Annotated in this window: 1 rRNA gene; it reads right to left on the reverse strand. The window is 55.2% G+C overall.

Features of this window, described 5'->3' with window-relative positions:
* A 16S ribosomal RNA gene (locus WFH04_RS18465) occupies positions 1-223 on the reverse strand; the annotation flags it as partial.

Raw genomic sequence — 223 nt, forward strand, 5'->3', positions numbered from 1 at the left:
CTGGCAACTAAGATCAAGGGTTGCGCTCGTTGCGGGACTTAACCCAACATCTCACGACACGAGCTGACGACAACCATGCACCACCTGTCACCGCTGTCCCCGAAGGGAAAGGTGTATCTCTACACCGGGCAGCGGGATGTCAAGACCTGGTAAGGTTCTTCGCGTTGCTTCGAATTAAACCACATGCTCCACCGCTTGTGCGGGTCCCCGTCAATTCCTTTGA

It is taken from the genome of Sporosarcina sp. USHLN248 (assembly GCF_037144575.1).
GTDB classification, from domain to species: domain Bacteria; phylum Bacillota; class Bacilli; order Bacillales_A; family Planococcaceae; genus Sporosarcina; species Sporosarcina contaminans.